Genomic DNA, 24,435 nt, shown 5'->3' with positions numbered 1-24,435 from the left:
AAGTTCTCATTCATTCAAGACAGGTGGCAGGCCAACGCCCAGCGGTAGCCGTCCAGATCTTCGATCTGGGCAAAACGGTCGCCCCAGAACTGATCTTGCGGTTCGCTCAGCGACCTGGCGCCGGCCGCAGTGGCCCGCGCATAGACCGTGTCGACATCGTCGACATAAAGGTAAAACGATTGGGGTGCCGTCGTGGCCGCGCTTTTCGGCGTTTTCGCTGTCGAGCCGAACGCGCCTTCCGGGGCGAACATCACGATCAATTGATCCTGATACGTCATCTCGACATGCATGACGGCGCCGTCGTCATGCACACTGTCCCTGACCCGGAAACCAAACGCCGCCTCGAAAAATGCGATCGAGGTGCGCGCATCGCGGACGGTCAGATACGGCGTCAGCCACGGCACTCCGGCTGGGCGTGAGGCAGTCATCGAACTCTCCTGAAGCAGTGGGTCGTCATGCCATCGCCTTCGCTACCAGTGTTGCCTTGCGGCTGCCAGTGCCGAAGAAGCGATGAATTTTGCAGCACTCCCAAAGCTAACGCTCTAAGAATTGGCTTAGTTTATCGCTGGATGCGCGACGAACGGCGAATAATGAAGCGCGTGGCGATATTTCCAGCGTCCGGCGTCTGCGAATTTTCGCAGGATCGTGCTGCGAAACTCGCGCGGATTGCGCTGGTTTTGCGGATTCGTAAATCGCGGTGGCACACAGAAAGATTCAGACAGCGTCGCAAAGTTCTGAAGATTGCGCGCGATCAAGCGCGCGCAAGCAGGCGGCAGATCCAGGTCGCATGGCGCCGCGACCGCCTTCCGCAGCTTGCGCCGGCCGGGCGTCCATGCGCGCCGGATCGCTCCGAAACGCCCGTCCTATGGCCGAAGACGAGCCCGGCTATCTGTTAGAATATCCCGCTTTGCAGCCCTGTCCGTTTGCTCTGCCCGCCTCGCGTCTCCCGGCGCCGCACCGTGCGCCGAAGCAGACTGGCCGCCGGGCTTCCGGACCATCAACGGCGCCTCCGCTTTTTGGACCATTCTCCGGAATCGACATGACGACCTCGTCTCCCGCCCCCACCTCCCTGATGGCCAACGCGATCCGCGCGCTCGCCATGGATGCCGTTCAACAAGCGAACTCCGGTCACCCGGGTATGCCGATGGGCATGGCCGAGATCGGCGTTGCGCTGTGGTCGAGGCACCTGCGTCACAACCCGAAAAACCCGCATTGGTCTGATCGCGACCGCTTCGTGCTGTCGAACGGTCACGGCTCGATGCTGCTGTACTCGCTGCTCCATCTGACGGGTTACGACCTTCCGATGGAAGAGCTGAAGAACTTCCGTCAGATGCACTCGAAGACGCCGGGTCACCCCGAGTACGGCATCACGCCGGGCGTCGAGACGACCACGGGCCCGCTCGGGCAGGGTCTGGCGAACTCGGTCGGCATGGCGCTCGCCGAGTCGCTGCTCGCGAACGAGTTCAACAAGCCCGACGCGAAGATCGTCGATCACCACACGTATGTGTTCCTCGGCGACGGCTGCCTGATGGAAGGCATTTCGCACGAAGCGTGCTCGCTGGCGGGCGTGCTGAAGCTGAACAAGCTGATCGCGTTCTACGACGACAACGGCATTTCGATCGACGGTGAAGTCATTCACTGGTTCCACGACGACACGCCGAAGCGCTTCGAGGCATACGGCTGGAACGTGATTCCGGGCGTGATCGGTCACGACGTCGACGCCGTCGACGCCGCGATCCAGAAGGCGAAGCAGTCGGACAAGCCGACGCTGATCTGCTGCAAGACCGTGATCGGCGAGGGCTCGCCGAACAAGGCGGGCTCGCACGACGTCCATGGCGCGGCGCTGGGCGAAAAGGAAGTCGCGGCCGTACGCGAGAAGCTCGGCTGGCACTATCCGCCGTTTGTCATTCCGCCGGAAGTCTACGCAGCGTGGGACGCGAAGGAGAATGGCGCTAAGATCGAAGGCGAATGGAACGACGCGTTCGCCGCATACCGCGCGAAGTACCCGCAGGAAGCCGCCGATTTCGAGCGCCGCATGGCCAACAAGCTCCCGGCCGACTGGGCGGAGAAGGCACAGGCGATCATCGCCGGCGCGAACGAGCGCGCAGAAACCATCGCGACCCGCAAGGCGTCGCAGCAGGCTATCGAAGGTCTCGCGGCTGTGCTGCCGGAACTGGTCGGCGGCTCGGCTGACCTGACGGGCTCGAACCTGACCAACTGGAAGGCGGCGAAGTACGTGCGCGTCGGCGAGAACGGCGCGGCGGGCAATTACGTCAACTACGGCGTGCGCGAATTCGGCATGAGCGCGGCCATCAACGGCCTCGCGGTGCATGGGGGCCACAAGGCGTTCGGCGGCACGTTCCTGACGTTCTCGGATTACAGCCGCAACGCGCTGCGCGTCGCCGCGCTGATGAAGTCGCCGTCCATCTTCGTGTTCACGCATGACTCGATCGGTCTCGGCGAAGACGGCCCGACGCACCAGTCGATCGAACACGTCGCGAGCCTGCGCCTGATTCCGCACATGCAGGTATGGCGTCCGGCGGATACCGTCGAAACGGCGGTTGCGTGGACGCAGGCCGTCGAGCATCAAGGCCCGTCGTGCCTGATCTTCAGTCGCCAGAACCTCGCGTTCAACCCGCGCACTGACGCTCAGATCGCGAATATCGCGAAGGGCGGCTACGTGCTGAAGGACTGGAACGAGGACATTCCGGCGCGCAAGATCATCCTGATCGCGACGGGTTCGGAAGTCGAACTGGCGATGAAGTCGGTCGAAGTGCTCGCGCGCGAAGGCATTGCGGCACGTGTCGTGTCGATGCCGTCCACGACCACGTTCGACAAGCAGGACGCCGAATACCGCGAGCGCGTGCTGCCGCACGGCGTGCGCCGCGTCGCGATCGAAGCGGGCGTGACGGACTTCTGGCGCAAGTATGTCGGCCTGGAAGGCGGCGTCGTCGGTATTGACGTGTTCGGTGAATCCGCGCCGGCCGGCGTGCTGTTCAAATATTTCGGCTTCACCGTCGAGAAGGTTGTCGAGACGGCCAAGGCCGCACTCGGCTAATTGCGCGCCATGTCATGCGCGCTGCGTTTCGGCGGCGCGCGTGACGGCTCGTTGCGCATCAGCCGAAGCATCACGGAAGAAATTTTTTCAGCCATCAGGAGATAGAACATGACGATTCGCGTCGCAATCAACGGCTATGGCCGGATCGGCCGCAACACGCTGCGCGCCTTCTATGAAAACGGCAAGAAGCACGACCTCGAGATCGTCGCGATCAACGACCTCGGCGACGCCAAGACGAACGCGCACCTGACGCAGTACGACACGGCGCACGGCAAGTTTCCGGGCGAAGTGACCGTCGACGGCGAGAACCTGATCGTCAACGGCGACAAGATCCGCGTGCTGGCCAACCGCAACCCGGCTGAACTGCCGTGGGGCGAACTGGGCGTCGACGTCGTGCTGGAATGCACGGGCTTTTTCACGACCAAGGAAAAGGCGAGCGCGCACATCAAGGGTGGCGCGAAGAAGGTGATCATCTCGGCGCCGGGCGGCAAGGACGTCGACGCGACGATCGTTTATGGCGTGAACCACAACGTGCTGAAGGCGTCGGACACGGTCATCTCGAACGCATCGTGTACGACGAACTGCCTCGCGCCGCTCGTCAAGCCGCTGAACGACAAGATCGGTCTGGAAACGGGTCTGATGACCACGATCCACGCGTACACGAACGACCAGGTGTTGACCGACGTGTACCACGAAGACCTGCGCCGCGCGCGCTCGGCCACGCATAGCCAGATCCCGACGAAGACGGGTGCTGCATCGGCTGTCGGTCTCGTGCTGCCGGAACTGAATGGCAAGCTGGACGGCTATGCGATTCGTGTCCCGACGATCAACGTGTCGATCGTCGATCTGTCGTTCATCGCCAAGCGCGATACGACTGTCGATGAAGTGAACGCGATCATGAAGGAAGCGTCGGAAGGCGCGCTGAAGGGCATCCTCGGGTATAACTCGGCGCCGCTGGTTTCGATCGACTTCAACCATAACCCGGCTTCGTCGACGTTCGATGCGACGCTGACCAAGGTGTCGGGCCGTCTGGTGAAGGTGTCGAGCTGGTACGACAATGAGTGGGGTTTCTCGAACCGCATGTTGGATACGGCGGTTGCACTGGCTAACGCGAAGTAAGTTTTTTTCGCTTTTCAGCGGGAAGAGGCCGTCCTTTGGGCGGCTTTTTCTTTTTTTTGGGTTTGTTTTTTGTCTGCGACGCTGGGTTGGTTTGCTTGGGTTTGCGCTGGCATCCGCGATTCGTTAGCGTGCTTCAAGCGTCGCCCCTGTGCGGGGCGGCACCTACTTTTCTTTGCCGCCGCAAAGAAAAATAGGCAAAAGAAAGCGGCTAACACCGCCACTTCTAGTTCTTGCCTGAGGGCCCTCAAAGGTTCTTACGCTTCACACGGCAACCGCGTGACCCACGTTCGTTGCCAGCGCTCTTGCGGTGCGCCTCACCCGCTTCATATGTCCGCGTTACAGCACGCCTTGCCAGGTAGTCCACCGCCGCCCAGGTGGCAAACTGTGTGTAGGCCGTAGTGCCTCGCACGCCTCACTTCGAACCGATAGCGCATGCGCTCCATCCTGTAAGAGCGCCAAGCTATACGACGGGACAATCTACACACAGTTTGCCACCTGGGCGGCACATACCATTCGCTGCCGCTGGCTCTTGTTCGGGTGTTTGAAGTGGGTGAGGCGCTCATTCGAAGCGTTGGCAACGAACGCGAACAAGGACGTTGCCGTGTGAAGCGTAAGACCGGTTGGGGGCCCTCAGGCAGGAAGAAGTGTTAGCGGTGTGAGCCGCTTTCTTTTGCCTACTTTTCTTTGCGGCGGCAAAGAAAAGTAGGTGCCGCCCCGCAAAGGGGCGACGCATGAATGGCAAACACCGTAACGCGGATGCCAGCGCAAACCCAAGCAAACCAACCCAGCGTCGCAGACAAAACCAAACCAAACCAAAAAAATCAAACCTGCGGCGTAGGAAAATAAACCCCAGCGCGTTGCGCCGCATTCGCAATATGCTTCTCGATAGCCAGTCCGGCCGCATGCGGATCACGGGCCTTCAAAGCATCAAGAATCGCCCGATGCTCATGATACGTAGACAGCACGAGTTCACGCCGATAAAACGGCATCCGCTGACTCTCCTTCATGATGTCAGCGCTACTCCGCAAGATGGACTCGATAGCAGCATTGCCCGCAATCGCAACGATCCGCATATGAAAGTCGAAGTCCAACTGCGCGGCATCATCGAGCTCGCCATTAGTCAGCGCCGTATGCAACGAAGCAATATTGTCCTCAAACCATTCGACGTCATTATCGCCAATAGCCAGCGCCGCCATCCGCGCAACGAAGCCTTCCAGCGCGAACCGCATCTGATAAGTATCCGGCAACGACGACTGATCTGCGAACCGCCACGGATGCGCCGACGACGCCTTCGTCGACTGCACATACACGCCCTTGCCGGGACGAATAGTCAACAGCCCGAGCGCTTCGAGCGTCGATAACGCCTCGCGCAGCGACGCCCGGCTGATATCGAGTTCTTCCGACAATTGCCGCTGCGCCGGCAGCAAACACCCGACAGGATAAACGCCACCCTCGATCCTCTCGCGAATCGTCGAGATGGCAGAGTCGGTAACAGTATGCGGCACGTTTTTCATGATGTCGGCAGCGGCTCGGTGCGGTCTGACCAGTATTGTAGAACGGCTTTCAATGTTTCGCGCAAACCTTCACCCACACGCAAGATCCGGGCGAGAAGTCCGGTCAGACCAGACCGGGTAAACACCCTCCCGACAATCCTTGACCTCTCTATATCGGCTTCCTACTATTGGCCATAACAGTACTGGTCGGACCAGTATGAACAGATGTTCTAGACCCAACTCGTGACCGGGAGAAAGCCGTGTTGAAGTTTTTCAATTCGCTGTTTGGCCGGGTGGTGATCGCTCTCGTGGCGGGCATCGTGCTCGGAGCGCTATTTCCGCATTTCGCGCAGTCGCTGCGCCCGTTGGGCGACGGCTTTCTCAAGCTGATCAAGATGGTGATCGGGCCGATCGTGTTCTGTGTGGTCGTCAGCGGCATGGCGCACGCAGGTGATCTGAAGAAAGTAGGGCGCGTCGGCCTGAAAGCCGTCGTCTACTTCGAAATCATGACGACGATCGCTCTCGTGATCGGCGCGGTGCTCGCGTATGCCACGCGGCCGGGCGTCGGCATGAACATCGATCTGCATACGCTCGACGCCGGTTCGCTCGCCACCTACACGGAGCACGCGAAGAGCCTGAAGGACACGGCCGGCTTCCTGCTGAAGATCATCCCCGACACCGCGATCGACGCATTCGCGAAGGGCGACATCCTGCAGATTCTCGTGTTCTCCGTGCTGGTCGGCTCCGCGCTGTCGCTGCTCGGGCCGCGCGCACAACGCGTCAACGATCTGATCGACGAACTCGCGCAAGTGTTCTTCCGCGTGATGAGCTTCATCATCAAGCTTGCGCCGCTCGGCGTGCTGGGCGCGATCGCGTTCACCACGGGCACGTATGGCGTCGAGTCGCTGAAGCAGCTCGGCATGCTCGTCATCGTGTTCTACGCGAGCTGCATCGTGTTCGTCGCCGTCGTGCTGGGTGTCGTGATGCGTCTCGCCGGGTTCAGCGTGTTCAAGCTGATCCGCTATCTGCGCGAAGAACTGTCGATCGTACTCGGCACCGCTTCGTCCGACGCCGTGCTGCCGCAGATCATGCGCAAGCTCGAATGGATGGGCGTGAAGGATTCGACCGTTGGTCTCGTGATTCCGACCGGCTACTCGTTCAACCTCGACGGTTTCTCGATCTATCTGACGCTCGCGGTGATCTTCATCGCACAGGCGACGAATACGCCGCTGTCGATGCACGATCTGATCGTCGTCGTGCTGGTGTCGCTGGTGACGTCGAAGGGCGCGCACGGCATTCCCGGCTCGGCGATCGTGATTCTCGCCGCGACGCTCTCGGCGATTCCCGCGATTCCTGTGCTCGGCCTCGTGCTGATCCTGCCCGTCGACTGGTTTGTCGGCATCGCCCGCGCGCTGACCAACCTGATCGGCAACTGCGTCGCGACCGTCGTCGTCGCCGTGTGGGAAAACGATATCGACAAGGCGCGCGCGCGCCATGTGCTGAACCTCGACAGCGACTACCGCTTCGTGCCCGCCAGCACCGATCACGACAACGACAACACGGCCCACGCGAATCCGGCGCACGCCGTCTGACAACGCTTTCCGCCATCTGACCGACCACTCATGGCAAACGCGGCGGACTCGCAGTCCGCCGCCTCTCATCTCTCTCGAACTCGACACTGAACCGATCATGGCCAATCCGATTCTCGATCCGAACGCACCCGCCTTCACCCGCCGCTACATGAACCTCGCCGACCCACGCCTGGGCGCGAAGGCGCTCTTTGCCAGCGACGAATTCTTCGCACCGAAAGAGCGGATGCTCGACCCGCAGCCTGCCGTGTTCATCCCCGGTAAATACGACGATCACGGCAAATGGATGGACGGCTGGGAAACGCGCCGCAAGCGCACGACGGGCCACGATTACTGCGTGGTGCGGCTCGCGCGGCCGGGCATCGTGCATGGCGTCGATCTCGATACGAGCCACTTCACGGGCAATTTCCCGCCCGCGGCATCGATCGAAGCCTGCTATTCGAACGAAGACGTACCCGCCGACAATGCCGACTGGCAAACCCTCGTTCCCGCGACCACGCTGCAAGGCAATCAGCATCACTACGTCGAAGTCAGCGATACGCGCGCGTTCACGCATCTGCGCGTGAATCTGTATCCGGACGGCGGGCTGGCGCGCCTGCGCGTCTATGGGCAACCGAAGCGCGACTGGGAGCGCATCGAACGCGGCAACCTGCTCGATCTGGCCGCTGTCGAAAATGGCGCGTATCTGGTCGCCGCGAACAACCAGCATTTCGGGCCGGCCTCGCAGATGCTGATGCCGGGACGCGGCGTGAACATGGGCGATGGCTGGGAGACGCGCCGCCGCCGCGAGCCGGGCAACGACTGGGCGATCGTGGCGCTCGCGCGGCCGGGCGTGATCCGCAAGGTCGAAGTGGATACCGCACACTTCAAGGGTAATTTCCCCGATCGCTGCTCGCTGCAGGCGGCGTCCGTGACGGGCGGCACCGACGACTCGCTCGTCACGCAAGCGATGTTCTGGCCTGTTCTGTTACCCGAACAGAAGTTGCAGATGGATAACGTGCATACGTTCAGCGCCGAACTCGCCGCGCTTGGCCCCGTGACACACGTGCGGTTCAACATTTACCCGGACGGCGGCGTATCGCGGTTGCGCCTGTGGGGCGAACTCGAATAACACACGCTGCACGGCAGAGACGATCGACGGAGACGGCCATGAACACACTGCGCATCGAGCGCCTGACACGAGACGCGTTCGCTCCATTCGGCGACGTGATCGAACTGGACGGCGCGCGCCACTATCCGATCAACGAAGGCACCACCGAGCGTTTTCACGACCTCGCGAAAGTCGATGTGAGCACGCAAGGCGGCCGCCCGCTGATCAACGTGTTTCGCGCGCAGCCGCGTGCATGGCCGATCGAGATCGCGATGATGGAGCGCCATCCGCTCGGCAGCCAGGCGTTCGTGCCGCTATCGGATGCGCCTTATCTGATCGTCGTCGCACCGGCCGGCGATCTCGATCCAGCGAAGCTAAGAGCGTTCTCGACGCGCGGCTGGCAGGGCGTCAATTACGCGAGAGGCGTCTGGCATCATCCGCTGCTCGCGTTGGAGCGCGTGAGCGATTTCCTCGTCGTCGATCGTGGCGGAGAGGGGCCGAATTGCGATGAATTGGCGTTGCCGCAAACGTGGCGTCTGGAGCGTGAATCGTTCGAAACAGCGGCGATTTAAGGGTTTGGTAAGCAGAAGAAAGCAAAAGGCCCGGTCGACGAATTCGACCGGGCCTTTCTGCGTCTTACTGTCAATTCCAGGTGCTTCGCGCGCTCGCGAAATGCCCGGAAACCCGCGTCAGTGCTTGCGATGCGGGCATTTTTCCTTCGTACACACGCCGTAGAGGGCGAGCGCGTGTTCCTGCAGCTTGAAGCCGCGTTCTTTCGCGATTGCCTGCTGGCGGTTTTCGATTTCAGGGTCGAAAAACTCTTCGACCAGCCCGCAGTCGATACACACCAGATGGTCGTGGTGCGTCCCTTCGTTCAGCTCAAAAACGGCTTTACCCGACTCGAAGTTGCTACGCGACAGCAGGCCCGCCTGTTCGAACTGTGTGAGCACGCGGTACACCGTGGCGAGCCCGATATCCAGTTCTTCATGCAGCAGGCTGCGGTAGACATCTTCGGCGGTCAGATGGCGCACCGGGCTGTGCTGAAAGATTTCCAGAATCTTGAGGCGCGGTAGGGTCGCCTTGAGTCCGATATTCTTCAGATCGGTTGGATTGGTCATGGCAAGGGATCCCTAGAGTACAATGCAGGGTTCTAATGGTAATGTGAATTGCTGTTCAGGTCATCTTACACGGAAACACGCGCGGCTCGCGTAGCCCGCACGGTGAGGGAAATGATTCCAAAAGCTCTATTGATCAACCGGGGGAGCCGCGTACGGCGTACCTTGATCGTCGCGGCGGCGGTGGCGGTTCTTGCTGGATGTTCCACGTATGACAGCCTGACTCAGCGTTTTGCCCAAAGCATCACGCCGTACCGCATTACCGTGGTTCAAGGTAACTTCGTATCGAAGGAAGCGGCTGCGCAAATGCAGGTTGGCATGTCGCGCGCTCAGGTCCGGCAGGTGCTCGGCACGCCGCTTCTTTCCGACATGTTCCACGCGGACCGCTGGGACTACGTCTTCTATTTCAAGCGCGGTTCGACGGCAGTCGTCCAGCAGCGCGATTTCATCGTGAACTTCACGGGTGATCGCGTCGCGAGCTGGTCGGGTGGCGAAGATCTGCCGTCCAACCTCGAACTGCTCGCCGAAATCGACGGCGATCGCACGGGCAAGAAGGTGAAGGTGGCGCCTGTCGTCGCCAGCGGAACGGCTGAGGCGAGCGCGGCGGCTGCTGCGAACGCGCCCGCGCCCGTAACGGTGCCCGATACCGTGCGCTCGGCCACGTCGGACGCCGCGCAGGCCGGCAATCTGCCCGCAGTCGACGCGAACGCGCAGGCCGCACAGGCTGCGAACCGCCTGACCAACGCGGTGCAATCGCCCGCGCCGGGCGCGACGCCGTCGGTACGCGCGAACACGCCGCCGTCTAACGGAGGCGTGCCGCAGAACTCGACGGAGCCGGGTCAGCCGCAGTTCCGCTTCACCCGTCCGCCGCCTCCGCAGATGCAGGGCGTACCGAGCGACAACCCCGTTGGCCCGACGGGTCCAACTGGCCCGGAAAGCAACAACGGCCAGTCGAAAGACGCGCCCGCCAAGTCGTCGCAATCTTCCTCGCAATCGGGAACGACCACGGGAACGGGCGGCTGATTCCGTTGTCCGTAACATGACGGGCGGCGTGTCCGCCTGTCATGTGTCTTGCCGCGATGCCGCTTCGCTGTGAGACATCGCCCGCTTCGTATCTTTTGTCGCCTCTCGGCGCGCTGCCTGTCGGCGCGATGTTCAGGCGCTGTTAGCAGGACTACCCATGAAAATTGCCATCGCCGGCGCGTCGGGCCGCATGGGCCGGATGCTCATCGAAACCGTCCTCAACGATCCTGAAGTCACGCTGTCGGGCGCGCTCGACCGCACAGGCGCGCCGCAACTCGGTCAGGACGCCGGCGCGTTTCTCGGCAAGCAGACGGGCGTGCTGATGTCGGACGATATCGACGCCGTGCTCGCGCAATCCGACTATCTGATCGACTTCACGCGCCCCGAAGGCACGCTTGCGCACATCGACGCGGCGCTGCGCACGAACACGAAACTCGTGATCGGCACGACGGGCTTCGACGACGCGCAGAAGGAGCAGATTCGCGCCGCGTCGGAAAAGATCGGCATCGTGTTCGCGTCGAACTTCAGCGTCGGCGTGAACGTGACGATGAAGCTGCTCGAATTCGCTGCGCCTCATTTCTCGCAAGGCTACGACATCGAAATCATCGAGGCGCATCACCGTCACAAGGTCGACGCCCCGTCGGGCACGGCGCTGACGATGGGCGAGGTGATCGCCAATTCGCTTGGCCGCAAGCTCGAAGATTGCGCCGTCTACGCGCGCGAAGGCGTGACGGGCGAACGCGATCCGTCGACCATCGGTTTTTCGGCGATTCGTGGCGGCGATATCGTCGGCGACCACACGGTGCTGTTCGCGGGCATCGGTGAGCGCATCGAAATCACGCACAAGTCGGCGAGCCGCCTGTCGTACGCGCAAGGCGCGGTGCGCGCGGTGCGCTTCCTCGAAGGCCACCAGAACGGCCTGTTCGACATGCAGGACGTGCTCGGCTTGCGCTAAGCCCCGCGTCAGCCTGTTCTCACCCGTCAAGGCGCCGTAGCCGAGGCGACCAAAGAGCTCCGATGGCAGACACCGGCATCCTCCACTACCTGCAAACCAGCGACGCCATCACGCATGGCGTCGCGTACGTGTTGCTGGCGATGTCGGTTGCGAGCTGGTGCTTCCTCATCGTCAAAAGCTGGATACTGAGCCGCGCGAAGCGGCAAGGGCCGCGCGCCGTCGCGCGGTTCTGGCAGGCGCCGACGCTGTCGGAAGGCGTCGCAGCGCTGCGTCTCGCGGATCGCGAGCACATCTTTTCTCCATTGGCGGAAGCGGCGCTGCAGGCGTCGGAAGTCGAGACACCAGGCGTGCTGCTCGCGCGCGTCGAACGCAGCGAACGCGTGTTGCGGGCACTGCGTCAGGCGCTGCACCGCTCGCAGCGGCGGCTCGAGTTTGGGCAGGTGCTGCTGGCGTCGGTGGGCAGCACGGCGCCGTTCGTCGGCTTGCTGGGCACCGTGTGGGGCATTTATCACGCGCTCGGCAGCATCGCGCAAAGCGGGCAGGCGATGATCGAGAACGTCGCGGGTCCCGTCGGCGAGGCGCTCATCATGACGGCGTTCGGCCTCGTCGTCGCGATTCCCGCCGTGCTCGCCTATAACGTGCTTGGACGGATGGTGCGGCAGTTGTCGGAGGAACTCGACGGCTTCGCGCACGATCTGCACGCGTATGTCTGCGCGCCCGCAGGCGACGCGTCCGACAACGCACGCGGCGGCGCGAGAGACACCCACGGCGAACGGGCGCCAGCGCGCACGCAGGCGTAGAGCCGCATCGGGCAGACGGCGGCCGCGCAGGCACACCAGGTATCAAACGCGAGAAGAAACGCGAGGAACGAGGCACGACACATGGCATTCGGCGGACTCGACAGGCACAAGACGGCCGCGCCGATGGCGGACATCAACATGACGCCGCTGATCGACGTGATGCTGGTGCTGCTCGTCATTTTTATCATCACGGCGCCGCTGTTCACCCACGCGATCCGTCTGGATCTGCCGCGCGTCGCGGCCGCTGAGGCGCGCGAGACGCCGCAGACCATCACGCTGTCGATCGACGCCGCAGGCAAGCTCTACTGGAACGACAAGCCGATCACGCTCGACCAGATGCGAGCGCAGTTCAACGACGCGGGCAAGCAAAAGGAACAGCCGGAAATCCATCTGCGCGCCGAGCGCTCGACGCGCTACGAAGTGATCGCGCAGGTGATGGGCGCGGCGCAGCAGGCGGGTCTGGAGCGGATCGGTTTCGTCACGGAGCCGCCTCCAGGCGACGCCAAAGCGGGCCAGCCGACGCCTCCCGCCGCCGCATCGGCGGCGCAATAAGCCGAAGCAGCCCGTGCCGGCCAACAGCACGCTTTCACCACCCATCACGCCGAATCGGCGCGCAACGCGCATCGCACACGCTCAATCGCGCGCGGCGTGAACCCGGCCGAACGGTATAATCAGCCCTTTCCCCTTGACGAGAGGGGAATCGACAAGACTTTCATCAAGCAGAGCACCGTGCCGGTGCCGAAGCACCCGAACAGCGGCACCGAACAGCGATCCCATCACACCATGCACGAAAAATACGTTCCCTCCGACGTCGAATCCGCCGCGCAAGGACAATGGCGCGCCACCGACGCGTACAAAACGACGGAAAAGGCCGACAAGCCGAAGTTCTATTGCGTTTCGATGCTGCCGTATCCGTCGGGCAAGCTGCACATGGGGCACGTACGCAACTACACGATCAACGACGTGATGTACCGCTATCTGCGGATGAACGGCTACAACACGCTGATGCCGATGGGCTGGGACGCGTTCGGCATGCCCGCCGAAAACGCCGCGATGGCCAACAACGTGCCGCCCGCAAAGTGGACGTACGACAACATCGCGTACATGAAGAAGCAGATGCAGTCGATGGGTCTCGCCATCGACTGGTCGCGCGAAGTCGCCACCTGCAGCCCGGACTACTACAAGTGGAACCAGTGGATCTTCCTGAAGATGCTCGAAAAGGGCATCGCGTACAAGAAGACGGGCACCGTGAACTGGGACCCGGTCGATCAGACCGTGCTCGCGAACGAGCAGGTGATCGACGGCCGCGGCTGGCGTTCGGGCGCGCTCGTCGAGAAGCGCGAAATCCCGATGTACTACATGCGCATCACGCAGTACGCGGATGAACTGCTGAACGATCTCGAAGGCCTCGGCTGGCCCGAGCGCGTGAAGATCATGCAGCAGAACTGGATCGGCAAGAGCTTCGGCGTGAACTTCGGCTTCCCGTACGAACTGGACGGCGAACAGAAGCTGCTGCGTGTGTTCACGACGCGCGCCGACACGATCATGGGCGTCACCTTCTGTGCGGTCGCTGCGGAGCATCCGCTCGCCACGCATCTCGCGCAAGGCAGGCCGGAACTGCAGGCATTCATCGACGAATGCAAGCACGGCGGCGTCGCCGAAGCCGACATGGCGACGATGGAAAAGAAGGGCATGGCCACAGGCTTTTTCGTCACGCATCCGCTGACGCAGGAAAAGGTCGAGGTGTGGATTGGCAATTACGTGCTGATGAGCTACGGCGAAGGCGCCGTGATGGGCGTGCCCGCGCACGACGAGCGCGACTTCGCGTTCGTGAAGAAGTACGGCATTCCCGTCAAGCAGGTGGTTGCAGTCGAAGGCGAGCCGTTCTCGACGGACGCGTGGCACGAGTCGTACGGCGACAAGGAAAACGGCGTCCTGGTCAACAGTGGCAAGTACGACGGCCTCAAGTACAGCGAAGCCGTCGACGCGATCGCCGCTGATCTGAAAGCGCTCGGCCTCGGCGACAAGCAGGTCACGTGGCGTCTGCGCGACTGGGGCATCTCGCGCCAGCGCTACTGGGGCACGCCGATCCCGATCATCCACTGCCCGTCGTGCGGCGACGTGCCGGTGCCCGAGAAGGATCTGCCCGTCGTGCTGCCGGAAGATCTCGTGCCGGACGGCACGGGCAATCCGCTCGCGAAGTCGGAAGCGTTCCTGAACTGCACGTGTCCGACCTGCGGCGCGGCTGCGAAGCGCGAAACCGACACGATGGACACCTTCGTCGATTCGTCCTGGTACTTCTATCGCTACGCGGCACCCGACGCGAAGACGATGGTCGACGAACGCACCGATTACTGGATGCCGATGGATCAGTACATCGGCGGCATCGAACACGCGATTCTTCACCTGTTGTACTCGCGTTTCTGGGCGAAGGTCTGCCGCGATCTCGGCATCGTGAAGTTCGGCGAGCCGGCGAAGAACCTGCTCACGCAGGGCATGGTGCTCAACGAAACGTATTACCGCGAAAATGACGCGGGCAAGAAGACCTGGTACAACCCGGCCGACGTCACCGTTACGCACGACGACAAGGGCCGCCCGGTCGGCGCGACGCTGAACGCCGACGGCCAGCCCGTCGTGCTGGGCGGCGTCGAGAAGATGTCGAAGTCGAAGAACAACGGCGTCGATCCGCAAGTGCTGATCGACCAGTACGGTGCAGATACCGCGCGTCTGTTCACGATGTTCGCGGCTCCTCCCGAGCAGCAGCTTGAATGGTCGGGCGCGGGCGTCGAAGGGGCAAGCCGCTTCCTGCGCCGCGTGTGGTCGTTCGGTCAGGCGAATGAAGCGGCGCTCTCGCAGCGCGGCGCATTCGACGCCGCGAAGCTCACCGATACCGACAAGACGCTGCGCCGCGAAATCTACAGCGTGCTGAAGCAGGCCGATTTCGACTATCAGCGTCTGCAGTACAACACGGTCGTGTCGGCGGCGATGAAGATGCTCAACGCGGTCGACGGCGCGAAGGGCGCGAGCACCGCCGTGCTGCGCGAAAGCTATGGCGTGCTGCTGCGCGTGCTGTACCCGGTCGTGCCGCACGTCACGTTCCAGCTGTGGCAGGAACTCGGCTATGAGGCCGAGTTCGGCACGCTGCTCGACGCGCCGTGGCCGAAGGTCGACGAAAAGGCGCTGGAGCAGAGCGAGATCGAACTCGTGCTGCAGGTGAACGGCAAGGTGCGCGGCGCCGTGACGGTCGCGAAGGACGCATCGCGCGAAGCGATCGAAGCCGTCGCGCTCGCGCACGAAATGTTCGCGAAGTTCAGCGAAGGCAAGCCGGCGAAGAAGGTTATCGTCGTGCCGGGCCGTCTCGTGAACGTCGTCGTCTGATGCACGCATCGATTGCGCTTTAACTGCGAACCAGGAGCTCATGTGACTCGCAGATCGTTTTTGACTCTGGCGTGCAGCGCGGCGCTGCTGTCCGCGTGCGGCTTCCAGCTGCGTGGCCAGCAGGACTACGCGTTCAAACGCCTCGCCATCGCGGGCGCGTCGGCGCCCGTCGCCGCACGCCTGACGCGCATGGTGCAGGGTGGCAGCGACACGGTGATCGTGACTTCGCCCGCCAACGCCGACGCCATCCTGTCGATTTCCGAAGGGCGCGGCAACAGCGTGCTGACGCTGAACTCGCTGGGTGTCGTCGAGGAATACGCGCTCGACTACTGGCTGAACTACACGGTGCGCGGCGCCGACGGCACGCTGCTGATTCCGCCGAGCGCGATCCATCTGAATCGCGCGATGACGTATAGCGACCAGTTCTCGCAAGCGAAGGCTTCGGAAGCGGACATCCTTTACGCGGACATGCAAAACGACGCCGTCGATCAGCTGATGCGCCGTCTTGCCGTCGTGCGTTCGCTGCATCCGGCGCCGGGCCAGGAAGTGCCGGGCGTCAATCCGCGAGCACCGCTGCCGCCGCCGCCGCTTTGATCCACAGCATCGACCTGCTTTCACTCTCGTTCATCCGTCGCCATGCAACTGCGTCTTGACGCGCTCGAAGCGCATCTCGCGAAAGGTCCCGCCGGTCTGTACGTCGTGTACGGCGACGAGCATCTGCTCGCGCAGGAAGCGTGCGACCGCATCCGCGCGACGGCGCGCGCGAACGGCTTTACTGACCGCACGGTGTTCACGGTGGAGCGCGGCTTCGACTGGAGTTCGCTGCTTGGTGCGAGTCAGTCGATGTCGCTGTTCGGCGACCGGCAACTGGTCGAATTGCGCATCCCGACGGGCAAGCCCGGCAAGGAAGGCGCGGATGCGCTGAAGACGTTAGCCGCGTCGGCGAATCCTGATGTGCTGACGCTCGTGACGTTGCCGCGCCTCGATGCGGCGACGCAAAAGGCCGCGTGGTTTACGGCGCTGGCCGATGCGGGCGTCGCGTTGAAGATCGATCCTGTCGAGCGCGCGCAATTGCCCGGTTGGGTTGGGCAGCGTCTGGCGCAACAAGGCCAGCGCGTTGCGGCGGGCGAAGAGGGCAAGCGCTCGTTGCAGTTCATCGCCGAGCGCGTCGAAGGCAACCTGCTCGCTGCGCATCAGGAAATCCAGAAGCTGGGGCTGTTGTATCCGTCCGGCGCGCTGTCGTTCGAACAGGTTCACGACGCCGTGCTCAACGTCGCGCGCTACGACGTGTTCAAACTCAACGAAGCGATGCTCGCGGGCGATGTAGGCCGTCTGTCGCGGATGATCGACGGCCTGAAGGGCGAAGGCGAAGCGGCCGTGCTCGTGCTGTGGGCTGTCGTCGAAGAAATTCGCACGCTGTTGCGTATCAAGCGCGGTGTCGAGGCGGGCAAGCCGCTGCCGATGCTGCTGCGCGAAAACCGCGTGTGGGGGCCGCGTGAGCGGCTCGTTGGACCGGCGCTGTCGCGTGTGACGGAGGCGTCGCTGGAAAAGGCGCTGGCGTTCGCGGCGAAGCTCGATCGACAGGTAAAGGGGTTGTCGGGCGGCACGCCGGGCAATCATCGCAATGATCCACCGCCCGATCCGTGGGCCGGGCTTTTCGAACTTGCGATGGCCGTCGCGGGTACATCCGCTTCTCCGGTGCGTGGCATGCCAAACCGGCCAGTTCCAGCGCGACCGGCGCCAATGCGCCGACCGTCGTAGGCTGTCGCACGCCTGACGGATCTGGCCGCTGACCTCGCTTGAATAACGCGGGCGTTTCGGCGGAATACCAGATTCATCGCAATCGCGGCGCGGCAGCCTTTCCCAGCCCGTGACACGGCGCCGCTCGCCCGAGCAGACAACTGTCACACGTCATACAATCGGCGGATCGTTCCGCTTACAGAAACTGTCTGCCGCATCCACGCATATTGCGGCACAACGGGAATCATCATGGATATCGACCAGTACATGACCGACCTCGGCCGCCGCGCGCGTCACGCATCGCGTGCGATGGCGCGGGCGTCGACGGCGGCGAAGAATGCCGCGCTCGAAGCCATTGCAGTCGCCATCGAACGCGAGACGGTCAAGCTGAAAGAAGCGAATGCGCGTGACCTCGCCCGCGCTCGCGACAAGGGCCACGACGCCGCGTTCATCGATCGTCTGACGCTGTCGGACAAGGCGTTGAAGACGATGGTCGAAGGCTTGCGGCAAGTGGCTGCGCTGGCCGATCCGATCGGCGAGATCAGCAATCTGAAGTATCGGCCGAGCGGCATTCAGGTCGGCCAGATGCGTGTGCCGCTGGGCGTGATCGGCATCATCTACGAATCGCGGCCGAACGTGACGATCGACGCGGCTGCGCTGTGCCTCAAATCGGGTAACGCGACGATCTTGCGGGGCGGGTCGGAAGCGCTCGAATGCAACACGGCGCTGGCGAAGCTGATCGGCGAAGGGCTCGAGACAGCGGGCTTGCCGCAGGAAGCGGTGCAAGTGGTCGAGACGTCCGACCGTGCCGCAGTCGGCAAGCTGATCACGATGACGGAATACGTCGACGTGATCGTGCCGCGTGGCGGCAAGAGTTTGATCGCGCGTCTGATGGAAGAAGCGCGCGTGCCGATGATCAAGCACCTCGATGGCATTTGCCACGTGTATGTCGACGATCGCGCGGACATCGCGAAGGCGATGACGGTCTGCGATAACGCGAAGACGCATCGTTACGGCACCTGCAACACGATGGAGACGCTTTTGGTCGCGCGCGGTATCGCGGCCGAAGTGCTGCCGGCGCTCGGCAAACTGTATCGCGGCAAGGACGTGGAACTGCGTGTCGATCCGGCGGCGCGCAAGGTGCTCGAAGCGGCTGGCGTGCAACCGCTAGTCGATGCAACGGAAGAAGACTGGCGCACCGAATATCTCGCGCCCGTGCTGGCTATCAAGGTGGTCGACGGCATCGACGAGGCGATCGAGCACATCAACGAATACGGCTCGCACCACACGGACGCGATCGTCACGGAAGATCACGACCGCGCGATGCGCTTCCTGCGCGAAGTGGATTCGGCGAGCGTGATGGTCAATGCATCGACGCGTTTTGCCGACGGCTTCGAGTTTGGGCTGGGCGCTGAGATCGGCATTTCAAACGACAAGCTGCATGCGCGCGGTCCCGTCGGCCTGGATGGGCTGACATCGATGAAATACGTCGTGCTGGGGCACGGCGAAGGCCGTCAATAATTTCGAACATCGAAACAAAAAGAAGGATTAATACCGATGTTGTGGATCAAGACGTTTCACATCGTTCTGGTGGCCTCATGGTTCGCGGGGCTTTTCTACCTGCCGCGGATCTACGTGAATCTCGCGATGGAGACCGATACGAACGCGGTGAAACGCCTCTTGATCATGGCGCGCAAGCTGTTTCGCTTCATGACGTTCATCGCGGTGCCGGCGCTGGCGTGCGGATTGTGGCTGTGGCTCGCGGTCGGCATCGGCAGCGGGCAGGGCTGGATTCACGCGAAGGTCGGCGTGGTGGTGTTGCTGATTATTTATCACGCGTATTGCGGCGTATTGCTGCGGACGTTCGAGCGCGGTGAGAACCGGCGCTCGCACAAGTGGTATCGGATGTTCAACGAACTCCCCGTGCTGGGGATGCTGGCGGCTGTCGCGCTGGTAGTCATCAAGCCGTTTTAGTTTTCGATGTAGTCGGTTCGGGAAATTCGTTCAGAAGCCCGGTTTGCTGGTAACAGCAAACCGGGATTTTTGCTTTCCTGCAATCGTTCAAGCCCAACGCGCTAACGATACTCGTCGCCATTCAGGCTGCGCGGGTTTGCGTCAAGCAGCGAGACTCGTGTCCCCATTCCCGCAAGTCATTGCGGCGACCATCGTAATACCGCCGAAGTGGCCCTCGTCTTCTCGCGTTGTCTGTGGTGCCCAGCGCACTTGATCACGAAATCCATCGTGTCGCGCGGCATACGTCTTAGCTCGGACTGAGCACGCTCACCTTCTTTCTTAAATTTCGCTGACAAAAAAACCAAACGATTCCGCCTACGCACGCGTTATCAGCATGCTTTAGGAGTCGTCCGATTCAGGCGCTTGCTGTGTCGCAATAAAGTGCATGCACGGTAGGTAGAAGGGGCGAAGTCTTAGTCGTTCTTAGGCAGCTCATCTCAAAAACCGGCTCCGGCGGCGGCTTGGGCGGATCAGCAGTCAGGGTTCTTCGGAGCCGGTCTTCACACTTAATTTTCGCGTAAGCATCGCATTCACAGGGTGGGTGCGAGAGATATCTCGTTGCCGTGCTGGAGTAACGTTTCCCGTGCCGGCGATATTTCAATATTTTTAGGATTGCAGATGAATAAGACTTATCGATCAATCTGGAACGAAACCACGGGAACGTGGGTCGCCGCTCAGGAGAATGCCGCGTCGCGCGGCAAGGGAGGTTCTTCGAAAAAATCTGTCGGATTGCTCGGAACCGCGGTGATTATTGGCGGGGGGCGCGCTGGCGTCTGGTTTCGCATACGCGAATTCAACAGGGTATGTTAAAGACGGCAATGGCAACTCGATTGTCGCAATTAACAATTCAGGCGCTGGTAACTGCAAGACAACGCCGTCTGCCACTAACACGTTGACCGACTCTGGTTCGGCCATCGCGTTTGGTTGTATGGCGCTTGCGAACGGCACCGATGCTTTGGCTTTTGGGCAGAGCAACTCTGCGTCTGCTGATCACGCGCTGGTTTTCGGCGATAACAGCACCGCCTCGGGCGTGAGCTCCATCGCCCTCGGCACCGGTGTCAGTGGCCAGGGCACGACGGTTGGTGTCGGTGCTTCGTACCAGTGATAATCGGGAAGTAGGCGCAAGGGCGGTGCAGTAAGACCGCCTGAGCGCAGCCTTCACCAGCAGCAAGCTTCAAAACGAAACGGGCTCCTTCGGGAGCCCGTTTTGCGTTTGTATGTCCGCTTTGTCCTGGTGTCGCGCTTCACCTTGCCGTGCGGTGCGTGCCGGATCACTCATGCGGCCCGTCATCCTGCGGCGTGGCGTGCTTCAACGCACGCAGCAGACCTATTCCTGCGGCCCGATCCGGCGTCGCGCAATCACATCCTTCGCGCCCGCCAGCTTTTCTGCCAGTTCCGGTCCGCGCTGCAACGCGACGCCGACGGCCAAAATGTCGCCGATCGCGAGATGCGACGTGCGCGACGTCATCGGCGAGAAGATGTCGGTGTCTTCATCGACATTCGCGAACAGTCCGATCGACGCGATCCGAGCCAGCGGCGAATTCCCATGCGTCACGGCAATCACCTTCGCGCCCGCGGCGAGTGCGGATTTCGCCGCGTCGATGATGTCACGCGTGCGACCCGTATTCGAAATCGCGACGACGACATCGCCTTCGCCCAGCAATCCCGCCGACATCAAAAACGTATGCGGGTCGGAATAAGCGACGCTCGGCATGCCGAGCCGGAAGAACTTGTGCTGCATGTCGAGCGCGGCAATCCCCGAGCCGCCCGCGCCGTAGAACTCGATGCGCTTCGCTTGCGCCAGCAACTGGATCGCCGCCGCCACGCTGTCGGTCGACAGATTGTTGCGCACCTGGATCAGCGCGCCGATGGTCCGGTCGAGCACCTTCGCGGCGACGCCGGGCGTCGGCTCGTCGGGACGCACGTCGCGATACACGGCGGGCACTTCCGTTGCTATCCCTTGCGCAAGGCGGATCTTGAACTCGCGAAAGCCGGAGAAGCCGAGTGCATGGCAAAAGCGCGCGATGGTCGGCTGGCTGACGCCCGCGCGCGCGGCGACCTCCGTCATCGACAGGTCGAGCACTTCGCGCGGCGCCTCGATCACGTAGTCGGCAAGCTTGCGTTCGGATGGGCGCATCTGGTCGCGCATCGCTTCCACCTGGGACAGCATCATCGGGAATCTCGCACTATGCTGAAGAATGCGTGGACTATAGCTGATAGACGAATCAAGTACAAAAACTACATATGTACCGTAGGTGATTACCCTGATGAACTGCGTTAAAACGCCGGAAACGCCAGTACATAAAGGTTTAAGGCCAATTCCGCAGTTGCGCCGATTCAGCAACTGCCACATTGTGTGCTTGTAGTTTTTCTACTAATATCCCGGTTGCCGGCTCTTCATGCCGTTTCCCGCGATACCAATCTGGCGTACAGCGCTCATGTCAAGGCGCGCAGGCCAGCGACGAAGGAGCATCGATGGTTTCCCCGCATTCGCAACTGATGAAAGTCACGAAGCGCGTGATCGAGCGCAGCAAGCCGACGCGCCACGCGTACCTGTCACGCATCGACCAGGCGCAGGGCAAGTTCCCGGCGCGCGGCGCGCTGTCCTGCGCGAACCTCGCGCACGGCTTCGCCGGCATGGAGGGCAACGACAAGCTCGTCATCAAGCAGATCCGCCAGCCGAACATCGGCATCGTCTCGTCGTACAACGAGATGCTCTCGGCGCACGCGCCGTACAAGGATTTTCCTGACATCATCAAGGCCGCCGCGCGTGAAAACGGCGGCGTAGCGCAGTTCGCGGGCGGCGTCCCGGCGATGTGCGACGGCATCACGCAGGGCAATGCGGGCATGGAACTGTCGCTGTTCTCGCGCGAAGTGATCGCGATGAGCACGGCTGTCGCGCTCACGCACAACATGTTCGACGCGGCGCTGTGTCTCGGCGTGTGCGACAAGATCGTGCCGGGCCTGTTGATCGGCGCGCTGCAATTCGGCCATCTGCCGACCATCTTCGTGCCCGCCGGCCCGATGACGAGTGGCCTGTCGAACGACGACAAGGCCAAAGTGCGCCAGGAGTTCGCGACGGGCAAATGCGGCCGCAACGAGCTGCTCGAATCCGAGGCCGCCGCGTATCACAGCCACGGCACCTGCACGTTCTACGGCACGGCCAACAGCAATCAGATGCTGATGGAAATCATGGGCCTGCATCTGCCGGGCTCGGCGTTCGTGCATCCGCATACGCCGTTGCGCGATGCGCTGACTGCGCAAGCCGCGCGCCGCGTGCTCGACCTGACGGTGGACCGCGGCCACTACATGCCAATCGGCCACGTAATCGACGAGAAAGCGATCATCAACGGCATCGTCGGTCTGCTGGCGACGGGCGGCTCGACTAATCACACGCTTCACCTCGTCGCGATCGCGCGCGCGGCGGGCATCATCATCGACTGGGACGACTTCGACACGCTGTCGGCTACGGTGCCGCTGCTCGCGAAGGTCTATCCGAACGGCAAGGCCGACGTGAACCACTTCCACGCGGCGGGCGGCATGGCGTATCTGATCCGCAACCTGCTCGAAGGCGGCTTGCTGCATGACGATGTGAACACGGTCGTCGGCAAGGGTCTTTCGCGCTACGCCGAAGAGCCGAAACTGCTCGACGGCAAGCTGACGTGGGTGCCGGCCGCAGCCGAAAGCCACGATACGGCCGTGTTGCGCGCCATCGGCGATCCGTTCCAGCCGGACGGCGGTTTGCGTCTGATGCAAGGCAAGCTCGGCCGCGGTGTGATCAAGATTTCGGCCGTTGCCAAGGCGCATCGGACGGTGAAGGCGCCCGCCATCGTGTTCGATTCGCAGGAAGCCGTGCAGGAAGCCTTCGACAACGGCGAGCTTAAGCGCGACTTCATCGCCGTCGTGCGCTTCCAGGGTGCGCGCGCAAACGGCATGCCTGAGCTGCATCGTTTGACGCCGCTGCTCGGCGTGTTGCAGGATCAGGGTTTCCATGTCGCGCTCGTCACGGACGGCCGCATGTCCGGAGCATCGGGCAAGGTGCCCGCCGTGATTCACGTGTCGCCGGAAGCGCTGCTGCAAGGCCCGCTCGGCAAGGTGCGAACGGGCGACATGCTGGTGATAGACGCCGAAGCAGGCGTGCTCGACATCGAAATCGACGACGCCGAATGGGCTGCGCGTCCGATTGCCGTGTCGCAGCATCAGGCGGAAAACGAAGTGGGCTTCGGCCGCGAACTGTTCGGCGTGTTCCGTGCGGCGGCGGCGCCGGCGGAACTCGGCGCATCGGTGTTCGGGCCGCTCGTCGGCGAAGCGTCACACGCAACGCAGCACGCAACTGGAACGGCAAGCGCCGTGGCAAGTGAAGCCAGCAACGCAATGCAGAAATAAAGCGAAAAGGAGTCTGAAGATGACGTCGAAAACAGTCAGCGAAATCGTGCGCCTCGGTCCGGTGATCCCGGTCCTCGCATTCGATACCGTCGAACAGGGCGAACACGTTTCGCGCGCACTGCACGCAGGCGGCGTGAAGGTGCTGGAAATCACGCTGCGCACGCCTGCCGGCATCGGGGCGATCGAGCGCGCGAGCCAGCTTGCCGAAGACATCGTCGTTGGCGTCGGCACGATCACGAGGCCCGAACATTGCGAGCAGGCAAAGAAGGCGGGCGCGCAGTTCGGTGTATCGCCGGGTCTCACGAAAGATATGCACAAGGCCGCGCAGGACGCCGGTCTGCCGCTTTTGCCCGGCGTAATGACACCGAGTGACATCATCGTCGCACTCGAACTGGGCTATGAAATCGTCAAGTTCTTCCCCGCGCAACAGGCGGGGGGCGTGCCGATGCTGCAAGCCTTCCACGGCCCGTTCCCGACGCTGAAGTTCTGCCCGACGGGCGGCATCACGGCGGAAACAGCGCCAAACTTCCTCGCGCTGCCGAATGTAGTGTGCGTGGGCGGCTCGTGGCTGACGCCGAAGGCGGCGCTCGCTGCGCAGAACTGGGACGAAGTCACGCGTCTCGCGCGCGCTGCGAGCGAACTGGCAGCACCTGCACACTGACGCGCAGCATCGTGT

At 62.4% G+C, this 24,435-nt stretch carries 22 protein-coding genes; 18 read left to right on the top strand and 4 right to left on the bottom strand.

Translation table 11 applies throughout. The features are described from left to right. Positions 1-14: 14 nt before the first annotated feature. On the bottom strand, positions 15-428 hold the full coding sequence (locus tag C2L65_RS13430) for a VOC family protein (RefSeq protein ID WP_042307980.1): 414 nt from the start codon (positions 426-428) through the stop codon (positions 15-17). A 611-nt stretch (positions 429-1,039) separates the two neighbouring features. Between C2L65_RS13430 and tkt the strand changes: the two genes are divergently transcribed. Next, positions 1,040-3,058 (top strand): transketolase, encoded by a 2,019-nt coding sequence (gene tkt, locus C2L65_RS13420; protein ID WP_042307982.1) that lies wholly within the window; start codon positions 1,040-1,042, stop codon positions 3,056-3,058. A 108-nt stretch (positions 3,059-3,166) separates the two neighbouring features. After that, positions 3,167-4,177 carry a type I glyceraldehyde-3-phosphate dehydrogenase gene (gene gap / locus C2L65_RS13415; RefSeq protein ID WP_036002599.1) on the top strand — a complete coding sequence of 337 codons (1,011 nt, stop codon included), beginning with the start codon at positions 3,167-3,169 and terminating at the stop codon, positions 4,175-4,177. Between the two features lie 821 nt (positions 4,178-4,998). Here the strand turns inward: gap and C2L65_RS13410 are convergent. Then, the gene (locus tag C2L65_RS13410) at positions 4,999-5,691 is read right to left on the bottom strand and encodes a FadR/GntR family transcriptional regulator (protein ID WP_042307984.1); all 693 of its coding nucleotides are present in this window, start codon (positions 5,689-5,691) and stop codon (positions 4,999-5,001) included. Positions 5,692-5,930: 239 nt separating this feature from the next. Here C2L65_RS13410 and C2L65_RS13405 point away from each other — a divergent pair, with 239 nt between their 5' ends. From C2L65_RS13405 to C2L65_RS13395, 3 genes are all read left to right on the top strand, one after another. Continuing rightward, positions 5,931-7,262 (top strand): C4-dicarboxylate transporter DctA, encoded by a 1,332-nt coding sequence (locus C2L65_RS13405; protein WP_042307986.1) that lies wholly within the window; start codon positions 5,931-5,933, stop codon positions 7,260-7,262. Between the two features lie 97 nt (positions 7,263-7,359). Then, positions 7,360-8,370, top strand: coding sequence for an allantoicase (gene alc / locus C2L65_RS13400; protein WP_042307988.1), 1,011 nt, complete (start codon positions 7,360-7,362; stop codon positions 8,368-8,370). A gap of 38 nt (positions 8,371-8,408) precedes the next feature. Beyond that, positions 8,409-8,921 carry an ureidoglycolate lyase gene (locus tag C2L65_RS13395; RefSeq protein ID WP_042307990.1) on the top strand — a complete coding sequence of 171 codons (513 nt, stop codon included), beginning with the start codon at positions 8,409-8,411 and terminating at the stop codon, positions 8,919-8,921. A gap of 117 nt (positions 8,922-9,038) precedes the next feature. Here the strand turns inward: C2L65_RS13395 and fur are convergent, their stop codons facing one another. Next, on the bottom strand, positions 9,039-9,467 hold the full coding sequence (gene fur, locus C2L65_RS13390; RefSeq protein ID WP_036002612.1) for a ferric iron uptake transcriptional regulator: 429 nt from the start codon (positions 9,465-9,467) through the stop codon (positions 9,039-9,041). A 111-nt stretch (positions 9,468-9,578) separates the two neighbouring features. Here fur and C2L65_RS13385 point away from each other — a divergent pair, with 111 nt between their 5' ends. The 11 genes from C2L65_RS13385 (at position 9,579) to C2L65_RS45470 (ending at position 20,478) form a co-directional block, all read left to right on the top strand. Continuing rightward, a complete protein-coding gene (locus C2L65_RS13385; RefSeq protein WP_042307993.1) occupies positions 9,579-10,487 on the top strand; it encodes an outer membrane protein assembly factor BamE in 909 nt (302 codons plus the stop codon). A gap of 157 nt (positions 10,488-10,644) precedes the next feature. Beyond that, a complete protein-coding gene (dapB, locus tag C2L65_RS13380; protein ID WP_042307996.1) occupies positions 10,645-11,442 on the top strand; it encodes a 4-hydroxy-tetrahydrodipicolinate reductase in 798 nt (265 codons plus the stop codon). A gap of 62 nt (positions 11,443-11,504) precedes the next feature. After that, complete coding sequence (locus C2L65_RS13375; protein WP_042307998.1) at positions 11,505-12,242, top strand: MotA/TolQ/ExbB proton channel family protein; 738 nt, start codon at positions 11,505-11,507, stop codon at positions 12,240-12,242. 81 nt (positions 12,243-12,323) lie between these two features. Then, a complete protein-coding gene (locus C2L65_RS13370) occupies positions 12,324-12,794 on the top strand; it encodes an ExbD/TolR family protein (RefSeq protein ID WP_042308000.1) in 471 nt (156 codons plus the stop codon). Positions 12,795-13,025: 231 nt separating this feature from the next. Beyond that, positions 13,026-15,620 (top strand): leucine--tRNA ligase, encoded by a 2,595-nt coding sequence (gene leuS, locus C2L65_RS13365; RefSeq protein WP_042308045.1) that lies wholly within the window; start codon positions 13,026-13,028, stop codon positions 15,618-15,620. 42 nt (positions 15,621-15,662) lie between these two features. Further along, positions 15,663-16,214 carry an LPS-assembly lipoprotein LptE gene (locus tag C2L65_RS13360; RefSeq protein ID WP_042308001.1) on the top strand — a complete coding sequence of 184 codons (552 nt, stop codon included), beginning with the start codon at positions 15,663-15,665 and terminating at the stop codon, positions 16,212-16,214. 42 nt (positions 16,215-16,256) lie between these two features. Next, positions 16,257-17,381 (top strand): DNA polymerase III subunit delta, encoded by a 1,125-nt coding sequence (holA, locus tag C2L65_RS13355; protein WP_042308003.1) that lies wholly within the window; start codon positions 16,257-16,259, stop codon positions 17,379-17,381. A gap of 228 nt (positions 17,382-17,609) precedes the next feature. Next, positions 17,610-18,881 carry a glutamate-5-semialdehyde dehydrogenase gene (locus C2L65_RS13350; protein ID WP_042308005.1) on the top strand — a complete coding sequence of 424 codons (1,272 nt, stop codon included), beginning with the start codon at positions 17,610-17,612 and terminating at the stop codon, positions 18,879-18,881. Between the two features lie 36 nt (positions 18,882-18,917). Further along, positions 18,918-19,334: a CopD family protein gene (locus C2L65_RS13345; RefSeq protein WP_042308006.1), complete on the top strand. Its 417-nt coding sequence runs from the start codon at positions 18,918-18,920 to the stop codon at positions 19,332-19,334. A 657-nt stretch (positions 19,335-19,991) separates the two neighbouring features. Next, a complete protein-coding gene (locus C2L65_RS47290; RefSeq protein WP_081920933.1) occupies positions 19,992-20,183 on the top strand; it encodes an ESPR domain-containing protein in 192 nt (63 codons plus the stop codon). Between the two features lie 118 nt (positions 20,184-20,301). Then, a complete protein-coding gene (locus tag C2L65_RS45470) occupies positions 20,302-20,478 on the top strand; it encodes a hypothetical protein (protein WP_091780091.1) in 177 nt (58 codons plus the stop codon). A gap of 222 nt (positions 20,479-20,700) precedes the next feature. Here C2L65_RS45470 and C2L65_RS13335 read toward each other — a convergent pair whose 3' ends face one another. Further along, entirely contained in the window at positions 20,701-21,546 is an 846-nt protein-coding gene (locus C2L65_RS13335; RefSeq protein ID WP_042308008.1) for a MurR/RpiR family transcriptional regulator, read from the bottom strand. Positions 21,547-21,848: 302 nt separating this feature from the next. On the opposite strand from C2L65_RS13335, the gene edd reads away from it, so the two are divergent. Next, positions 21,849-23,759, top strand: coding sequence for a phosphogluconate dehydratase (gene edd, locus C2L65_RS13330; RefSeq protein ID WP_042308011.1), 1,911 nt, complete (start codon positions 21,849-21,851; stop codon positions 23,757-23,759). A 19-nt stretch (positions 23,760-23,778) separates the two neighbouring features. Then, on the top strand, positions 23,779-24,420 hold the full coding sequence (eda, locus tag C2L65_RS13325; protein WP_042308013.1) for a bifunctional 4-hydroxy-2-oxoglutarate aldolase/2-dehydro-3-deoxy-phosphogluconate aldolase: 642 nt from the start codon (positions 23,779-23,781) through the stop codon (positions 24,418-24,420). The last annotated feature ends 15 nt before the right edge of the window (positions 24,421-24,435 follow it).

The sequence above is a fragment of the Paraburkholderia terrae genome (assembly GCF_002902925.1).
GTDB classification, from domain to species: domain Bacteria; phylum Pseudomonadota; class Gammaproteobacteria; order Burkholderiales; family Burkholderiaceae; genus Paraburkholderia; species Paraburkholderia terrae.
This window is presented reverse-complemented; position numbering and strand designations above follow the sequence as displayed.

Excerpts from the sequence above, each read along its gene's own strand:
- C2L65_RS13430 (WP_042307980.1), bottom strand. The coding sequence starts at position 428 with ATGACTGCCTCACGCCCAGCCGGAGTGCCGTGGCTGACGCCGTATCTG.
- tkt (WP_042307982.1), top strand. The coding sequence starts at position 1,040 with ATGACGACCTCGTCTCCCGCCCCCACCTCCCTGATGGCCAACGCGATC.
- gap (WP_036002599.1), top strand. The coding sequence starts at position 3,167 with ATGACGATTCGCGTCGCAATCAACGGCTATGGCCGGATCGGCCGCAAC.
- C2L65_RS13410 (WP_042307984.1), bottom strand. The coding sequence starts at position 5,691 with ATGAAAAACGTGCCGCATACTGTTACCGACTCTGCCATCTCGACGATT.
- alc (WP_042307988.1), top strand. The coding sequence starts at position 7,360 with ATGGCCAATCCGATTCTCGATCCGAACGCACCCGCCTTCACCCGCCGC.
- C2L65_RS13395 (WP_042307990.1), top strand. The coding sequence starts at position 8,409 with ATGAACACACTGCGCATCGAGCGCCTGACACGAGACGCGTTCGCTCCA.
- fur (WP_036002612.1), bottom strand. The coding sequence starts at position 9,467 with ATGACCAATCCAACCGATCTGAAGAATATCGGACTCAAGGCGACCCTA.
- C2L65_RS13385 (WP_042307993.1), top strand. The coding sequence starts at position 9,579 with ATGATTCCAAAAGCTCTATTGATCAACCGGGGGAGCCGCGTACGGCGT.
- dapB (WP_042307996.1), top strand. The coding sequence starts at position 10,645 with ATGAAAATTGCCATCGCCGGCGCGTCGGGCCGCATGGGCCGGATGCTC.
- C2L65_RS13375 (WP_042307998.1), top strand. The coding sequence starts at position 11,505 with ATGGCAGACACCGGCATCCTCCACTACCTGCAAACCAGCGACGCCATC.
- C2L65_RS13370 (WP_042308000.1), top strand. The coding sequence starts at position 12,324 with ATGGCATTCGGCGGACTCGACAGGCACAAGACGGCCGCGCCGATGGCG.
- leuS (WP_042308045.1), top strand. The coding sequence starts at position 13,026 with ATGCACGAAAAATACGTTCCCTCCGACGTCGAATCCGCCGCGCAAGGA.
- holA (WP_042308003.1), top strand. The coding sequence starts at position 16,257 with ATGCAACTGCGTCTTGACGCGCTCGAAGCGCATCTCGCGAAAGGTCCC.
- C2L65_RS13350 (WP_042308005.1), top strand. The coding sequence starts at position 17,610 with ATGGATATCGACCAGTACATGACCGACCTCGGCCGCCGCGCGCGTCAC.
- C2L65_RS13345 (WP_042308006.1), top strand. The coding sequence starts at position 18,918 with ATGTTGTGGATCAAGACGTTTCACATCGTTCTGGTGGCCTCATGGTTC.
- C2L65_RS47290 (WP_081920933.1), top strand. The coding sequence starts at position 19,992 with ATGAATAAGACTTATCGATCAATCTGGAACGAAACCACGGGAACGTGG.
- C2L65_RS45470 (WP_091780091.1), top strand. The coding sequence starts at position 20,302 with ATGGCGCTTGCGAACGGCACCGATGCTTTGGCTTTTGGGCAGAGCAAC.
- C2L65_RS13335 (WP_042308008.1), bottom strand. The coding sequence starts at position 21,546 with ATGATGCTGTCCCAGGTGGAAGCGATGCGCGACCAGATGCGCCCATCC.
- edd (WP_042308011.1), top strand. The coding sequence starts at position 21,849 with ATGGTTTCCCCGCATTCGCAACTGATGAAAGTCACGAAGCGCGTGATC.
- eda (WP_042308013.1), top strand. The coding sequence starts at position 23,779 with ATGACGTCGAAAACAGTCAGCGAAATCGTGCGCCTCGGTCCGGTGATC.